Below are 6,305 nucleotides of genomic sequence, written 5' to 3' on the forward strand. Positions count from 1 at the left end.
CGAGGCCCTGGTAGCCGAGCCTGAGGTAGTGAGCCGCGAACTTGACGTCGTACCACCACTCGGACACGAGCTCGGGGCGGCTGACGTTGCCGGCGAGGTCGCCTTACATCCGAGCTCGCTGCCGCACGGCCGTCGCCACCGCGCACGAGGGCGGACGACGCACCGCACTGCGCGTGGGCATCATCGCCGGCACCGCGGCCCTCGTGCTCGGCCTGATCGCGGGCACCCAACTCGACCGGCTGACGGGAGGCACTGACGCGCGTCCGTCCGTTGCGGCGCCCACGGTGAACCCAGAGCCGCTGCTGCAGGCCGACGTACTGGCCGCGAAGCCGGTCGCGCTCGACACCTCCGCCGCCGAGGTGTTCGCCAGGCCGGCGACCCCGGCGGACGTGCCCGCGCTCGAAGGCCAGGTCGGTCCGATCGACTTCGGAGCGGGCCCGGTCGAGACCCGTCTGCTCTTCGTCGGGCTGGACGGGGTCGAGATCTTCGCCGCACGCGACGGCGACGACCTCTGCCTGCTCGTTCCGACCCCTGAGCCGGGATTCAACGGCGCGTGCACCCAGGACGGCCGATTCCCCACCGATGGGCTGCGGGTCTCCGGAGTGTCCGGTACCGCCGCGAGCGGAGTCGACCCCGTTCCTCTGGCGGTGATCTGGTACCCCGACGGCTCAGTGCGTGTCGGCCTGCTCGGCGACATCCAGGAGCCGCAGTAGCGGCATCCGCTACCCGTTCTTGGCGTCGCGCCACGCGAGCCACTCGGGCACGGTCGCGAAGTCGTAGTCGGGACCGCTGAGGCCGAGGGTGAAGAGGCGCACGCCGGCGTCGTACAGCGCGTCGGCGTACTCGACGTCGACGCGCCCGCGGGTGAGCTCGTTCGACACCGTGATCTCGGACACGTCCCGCCCGACCTCCTCGCCCCACTGCGCGAGCACGCCGAGCTTGTGCGGCAGGTCGGCGGGCGACACGAACGAGTGCCAGATGTCGGCGTGGCGGGCGACGATCTTCAGGGTCTTCTGCTCGCCCTTGCCGCCGATCATGACGGGGATCTTGCGAGTGGGCGGCGGGTTCAGCTTCGTCCACCGCTCCTCGATGCGGGGCAGCGCGGCGGCGAGCGCGTTCAGGCGCGTGCCCGGCGTGCCGAACTCGTAGCCGTACTCGTCGTAGTCGCGCTCGAACCAGCCCGATCCCGTGCCGAAGATGAACCGTCCCTCGCCGCCCTTCGCGCTGATGTGGTCGAGCGTGCGGGCCATGTCGGCCTGCAGGTCGGCGTTGCGATACGAGTTGCAGCTCACGAGCGTGCCGAACTCCATGCGCTCGGTCTGCTCGGCCCACGCGCCGAGCATGGTCCAGGCCTCGAAGTGCAGGCCGTCGCGGTCGCCCGTCAGGGGGAAGAAGTGGTCCCAGTTGAAGACGATGTCGACGCCGAGGTCCTCGGCGCGGAGGACCGCGTCGCGCATGGCGGGATAGTGGGCATGCTGGGGCTGGAGCTGGAGTCCGAGGCGCACGGGAGAAGCAGAGGTCATGCATCGAGCCTAGGCAGCACGCGGAAAGCGTTGCCCCGTACGCATGAAACCTGCGTGGTCCACTGGGAGAACGCAAGGAATCGGCGTAGACTCCCAGCATGGACAACCTCGATCGCGCCATCCTCGACCTGCTCCGCCAGAACGCGCGCGCGGGCTACGGCGACATCGGGTCGTCGGTCGGGCTCTCGGCCTCGGCCGTCAAGCGCCGCGTCGACCGTCTCGTCGCCGACGGGGTCATCCGGTCGTTCACCATCCAGGTCGACCCGACGGTCGACGGCATGAGCACCGAGGCCTACGTCGAACTCTTCTGCCGCGGCACCGTCGCACCCGACGAGCTGCAGCGCATCCTGCAGGGAGTGCCCGAGGTGGTCTACGCCGGCACGGTCACCGGGAGCGCCGACGCGATCGTGCACATGCGCGCCCGCGACATCACGTCGCTCGAGGACGCCCTCGAACGCGTGCGCATCGCCCCCAACGTCGACCACACGCGCAGCGCCATCGTGCTGTCGCGCCTCGTGAACCGCAACCGGGACTGAACGATGACGGATGCCGCGGGCACGGAGCAGCGCGCATGAAGCTGTCGATCGACCCCGCCGCATCCGCCCCGCCGTTCGAGCAGTTGCGCCGTCAGGTCATCGACGCGGTCTCCGACGGGTCCCTCGCGCCCGGCGCGCGGATGCCCACGGTGCGGGCCCTCGCCGCTGAGCTCGACCTCGCGGTGAACACCGTGGCGAAGGCGTACCGCGCGCTCGAGGCCGACCACGTGATCGAGGGCCGTGGCCGCGCCGGCACCTTCGTCTCCTCGACGGGCGATGCGGTCACCCGCGAGGGGCAGGCTGCGGCCATCGCGTTCGCCGACCGGGTACGTCGCCTCGGCATCGAACGCGAGGCCGCGATCGCCCTCGTCGCGTCGGCGTTGGACGCCCGCGGCTGAGCGGCCACGGCGCCGGGGAGCGGCATCCGCTCGGCTCGGCCGAGCCCGACAGGGGCCGTCAGCTCGCTTCGGGGATCGGCTCCTTCGGGAGCTTGCGCACCTTCGCGCGGCGCCGACGACGCTCGGGGATCATCGAGCGCATCTCCTCGAGGCGGCCGAAGCAGAGCAGGCGATCCTCGCCCTCGAGCACCACGCCCTTGCGCGGGTTGGGGATGACGGTCGTGCCGCGGTGGAGCGTGAGCACCGTGATGTCGCGCTCCCACAGGCCCGACTCTCCGAGGGTCGTGCCGACGAGGTCGGCGTTGCCGTGCACGAGGAGCTCGGCGACGCCGTACCCCGTCGAGACGGTGAGCCGCTGGCGCACGTCGATCTCGGGGAACGCCACCTGGTTCGCGATGTAGTCGATGATGGCGCCCGCGACGTCGAGCTTGGTGGCCGTCTCGATGCCCTGCAGGCCCGGCGACGAGTTGACCTCCATGACGAGCGGCCCCTCGTTGCCCTCGAGCATGTCGACGCCGGCGACCTTCAGGCCCATGATCTGCGCCGAGCGCACGGCAGCCTGCTCGTACTCGGGCGCGAGCTCGACCGGCTCGACGGTGCCGCCGCGGTGCACGTTGGAGCGGAACTCGTCGCCGCTGGCGACCCGGCGCATGGCGGCGACGACGCGGTCGCCGACCACGAGGGCGCGGATGTCGCGGCCGCGGCTCTCCTTGATGAACCGCTGGATGAGCACGTTCTGCTTCGTGGAGTGCAGCGTCTCGATGATGGCCTCGGCGACCTTCACCTCGGGCGCCAGGATGACGCCGATGCCCTGCGTGCCCTCGAGGAGCTTGATGACGACGGGCGCGCCGCCGACCTGCTCGATCGCGGGGCGCACGTCGGCGCGGTTGCGCACGAACGCCGTCGCGGGCATGCCGATGTTGTGTCGCGACAGGATCTGGTTGGCACGCAGCTTGTCGCGCGCGTTCGTGATGCCGTTCGCCGTGTTGGGCGTGTAGACGTCCATCTGCTCGAACTGGCGCACCACGGCCGTGCCGAAGTAGGTGATCGAGTTGCCGATGCGCGGCAGGATCGCGTCGTAGTCGCTCAGCCGCCGGCCGCGGTACTGCAGGTCGGGCTCGGGGCCCGACAGGTCGATGCCGAAACGCAGCGTGTTGAGCACCTTCACGTCGTGGCCGCGCTGCTGGGCCGCGGTGCGCAGCCGCTGCGTGGAGTACGCCTGCGGGGCGCGCGAGAGGATCGCAAGTTTCATCGTTGAGCCCCTGAGAAGATGGTCGAGTGACAGAGCCTCCCTATTCAAGCACCATCGTCGGATGGCGCGAATGGGTGACCCTGCCGGGCGCGGGCGTCCCCTGGATCAAGGCCAAGATCGACACGGGTGCGCGCACGTCGTCGCTGCACGCGTTCGACGTCGAGGAGTTCCGGCGCGACGACGGTTCCGACGCGGTGCGATTCGGGGTGCGGCCCTGGCAGGACAGCGACGAGGACGCCGTGGTCGTCGAGTGTCCCGTGCACGACCGCCGCACCGTGCGGAGCTCCTCGGGCCACACCGAGGAGCGCGTCGTCGTGCTCATGGACGTCACCCTGCACGGCCGCATGATGAGCGCCGAGATCACGCTCACCAACCGCGACGAGATGGGCTTCCGCATGCTCATCGGCCGCGAGGCGCTGCGCAACGGGTTCCTCGTCTCGCCGGGCGAGTCGTTCCTCGGAGGCCGCGCCCCCCGCCCGGTGCGCCGCCTCAACCGAGGGCGCTGACGCGCAGGGCGCCCTCCGAGCAGCAGCGCCGCTAGATCACGCCGTCGGAGATCGTCGTCGGGTTGCCGAAGCGGTGGTTCGTGATCGAGATCGCCTGCTCGTGCAGGAACGGCAGCAGCTCGACGCGGCCCGACGGCGTCACGGGGTGCGACCACACCGCGACATCCGGAGTTCCGCCGAGCGCCTGTGCGAGCGCCGACGCGTCGCCGCCCACGAGACGCACCCGGGATGCCCCGACGCCCTGCTCGGCGACGCGGGCGAGCCATTCGCCGTCGCCCTCGCGGACCACGCGGATGTCGCGGGCGCCGAGGATGGTGCGCACGGGCTTCGGCAGCTCGACCGCGGTCGACACCGTGAGCGGCGCCTTGGTGAGCAGGCCGGCGGCGAGGACGCGCAGCCCCTCGCCGAGGCTCGCCGCCTCGCCGATGCGCACGGCGACGGGCAGCGGTCGGTAGCGGAAGAGGTTCCGCTCGACGCCGACGCCCGAGACGTCCTTCACCGCGTTGTACTCCTCCGCCCACGCGACCTCGTCGGAGAGGGCGGAACGGCGCAGCAGGTCGAACGATTCGTAGTCGAGCGCCGACTGCGACGCCTCGATGAGCTCGGAGACCCGCTTCTCGAGGCCCCGGAGGTGCAGGGTGGTCGAGGAGGAGCCGCGCTCGGGCATCCACTCGCCGAGGCCGAACAGGTAGTTCGGCCCGCCCGCCTTCGCCCCGGCGCCGACGGCCGAGCGCTTCCAGCCGCCGAACGGCTGGCGTTGCACGATGGCGCCGGTGATGCCGCGGTTGACGTAGAGGTTGCCGGCCTCGACCTGGTCGATCCAGGTGGCGACCTCGTCGGAGTCGAGCGAGTGCAGGCCGGCGGTGAGGCCGTAGTCGACGGCGTTCTGCAGGCGGATGGCCTCGTCGAGGTCCTTCGCGTGCATGACGCCGAGCACCGGACCGAAGAACTCCGTGAGGTGGAAGTACGAGCCGGGCGCGACGCCGGCGCGGATGCCCGGCGACCAGAGGCGCCCGGTCGCGTCGAGCTGCTTGGGCTCGACGAGCCACTCCTCGCCGATGCCGAGCTGGGTGAGCGCGTGCAGCAGCTTGCCGTTCGCGGGCTCGATGATCGGACCCATCTGGCTCTGCGGGTGCTCGGGATAGCCCACTCGCAGCGACGTCGCGGCGTCGACGAGCTGGCGCCGGAACCGCTCCGACTTCGCGACCGACCCGACGAGGATCACGAGCGACGCGGCCGAGCACTTCTGCCCGGCGTGGCCGAAGGCGCTCTTCACGACGTCGGATGCCGCGAGGTCGAGGTCGGCCGACGGCGTCACGATGATCGCGTTCTTGCCGCTGGTCTCGGCGAGGAGCGGCAGGTCGGGCCGGAACGAGCGGAACAGCTGCGCGGTCTCGTACGCGCCCGTGAGGATGACGCGATCGACGGCGGGGTGCGCGACGAGCTGGCGCCCGAGCTCCCGTTCGCCGATGTCGACGAGCGCGAGCAGGTCGCGGGGGATGCCGGCCTCCCACAGGGCCTCGACCATGACCGCGCCCGAGCGCTGGGCGAGCTTCGCGGGCTTGATGACGACGCCCGAGCCCGCGGCGAGCGCGGCGAGCACGCCGCCCGCGGGGATCGCGACGGGGAAGTTCCACGGCGGGGTGACCACGGTGAGCTTCGGCGGCACGAAGACCGCGCCCTGCACGTGGTCGAGCTCTCGAGCCCGCTCGGCGTAGTAGTGCGCGAAGTCGATGGCCTCGCTGATCTCGGGGTCGGCCTCCGCGATCGTCTTGCCGGTCTCGGCGGCCATCACCTCGATGAGGCGGTCGCGGTTCGCGGCGAGCGCGATGCCCGCGCGGTGCAGCACGGCGGCGCGCTCGGCGCCGGGCAGTTCGCCCCACGCGCGGCCGCGATCGGCGGCGGTCTGGACGACGCGCTCGAGCGCGGCCTCGTCGTCGATGCGCGCGGCCGCGATGGTGTCGAGGCCGAGGCGAGACTCGGGCACCCGCGCCAGGATGCGGCGGCCCCACTCGCGGTTCGCGGCGAGGGCGGGGTCGGTGTCGGGCTCGTTGCGGAAGCCGGGGGTGACCCCGGGTCCGGCGGGCGTC

At 71.6% G+C, this 6,305-nt stretch carries 7 protein-coding genes; 4 read left to right on the forward strand and 3 right to left on the reverse strand.

What is annotated here, in order from left to right:
* The first annotated feature begins 173 nt into the window (after window positions 1–173).
* Window positions 174–713, forward strand: a complete 540-nt coding sequence (locus GH736_RS15030) for a hypothetical protein (protein WP_159604744.1) — start codon at window positions 174–176, stop codon at window positions 711–713.
* Window positions 714–722: 9 nt separating this feature from the next.
* Here GH736_RS15030 and GH736_RS15035 read toward each other — a convergent pair whose 3' ends face one another.
* Window positions 723–1,523 carry an LLM class F420-dependent oxidoreductase gene (locus GH736_RS15035; RefSeq protein ID WP_159604746.1) on the reverse strand — a complete coding sequence of 267 codons (801 nt, stop codon included), beginning with the start codon at window positions 1,521–1,523 and terminating at the stop codon, window positions 723–725.
* 98 nt (window positions 1,524–1,621) lie between these two features.
* Between GH736_RS15035 and GH736_RS15040 the strand changes: the two genes are divergently transcribed.
* Window positions 1,622–2,059, forward strand: a complete 438-nt coding sequence (locus GH736_RS15040) for an Lrp/AsnC family transcriptional regulator (RefSeq protein WP_148732865.1) — start codon at window positions 1,622–1,624, stop codon at window positions 2,057–2,059.
* Between the two features lie 35 nt (window positions 2,060–2,094).
* Entirely contained in the window at window positions 2,095–2,457 is a 363-nt protein-coding gene (locus GH736_RS15045) for a GntR family transcriptional regulator (RefSeq protein WP_159604748.1), read from the forward strand.
* A 58-nt stretch (window positions 2,458–2,515) separates the two neighbouring features.
* Here GH736_RS15045 and GH736_RS15050 read toward each other — a convergent pair whose 3' ends face one another.
* Window positions 2,516–3,709, reverse strand: a complete 1,194-nt coding sequence (locus tag GH736_RS15050) for a RimK family alpha-L-glutamate ligase (RefSeq protein WP_159604750.1) — start codon at window positions 3,707–3,709, stop codon at window positions 2,516–2,518.
* A gap of 26 nt (window positions 3,710–3,735) precedes the next feature.
* On the opposite strand from GH736_RS15050, the gene GH736_RS15055 reads away from it, so the two are divergent.
* The gene (locus GH736_RS15055; protein WP_159604752.1) at window positions 3,736–4,215 is read left to right on the forward strand and encodes an ATP-dependent zinc protease family protein; all 480 of its coding nucleotides are present in this window, start codon (window positions 3,736–3,738) and stop codon (window positions 4,213–4,215) included.
* 31 nt (window positions 4,216–4,246) lie between these two features.
* On the opposite strand, the gene GH736_RS15060 is transcribed toward GH736_RS15055, so the two are convergent.
* The coding region (locus GH736_RS15060; RefSeq protein ID WP_159604754.1) for an aldehyde dehydrogenase family protein at window positions 4,247–6,305 on the reverse strand (2,059 nt) is incomplete at its 5' end.

This window comes from Agromyces humi (assembly GCF_009720255.1).
Classification (GTDB): domain Bacteria; phylum Actinomycetota; class Actinomycetes; order Actinomycetales; family Microbacteriaceae; genus Agromyces; species Agromyces humi.

What these genes read in the sequence shown, in the direction of transcription:
- GH736_RS15040 (WP_148732865.1), top strand. Translation starts at nt 1,622, where the DNA reads ATGGACAACCTCGATCGCGCCATCCTCGACCTGCTCCGCCAGAACGCG.
- GH736_RS15035 (WP_159604746.1), bottom strand. Translation starts at nt 1,523, where the DNA reads ATGACCTCTGCTTCTCCCGTGCGCCTCGGACTCCAGCTCCAGCCCCAG.
- GH736_RS15050 (WP_159604750.1), bottom strand. Translation starts at nt 3,709, where the DNA reads ATGAAACTTGCGATCCTCTCGCGCGCCCCGCAGGCGTACTCCACGCAG.
- GH736_RS15045 (WP_159604748.1), top strand. Translation starts at nt 2,095, where the DNA reads ATGAAGCTGTCGATCGACCCCGCCGCATCCGCCCCGCCGTTCGAGCAG.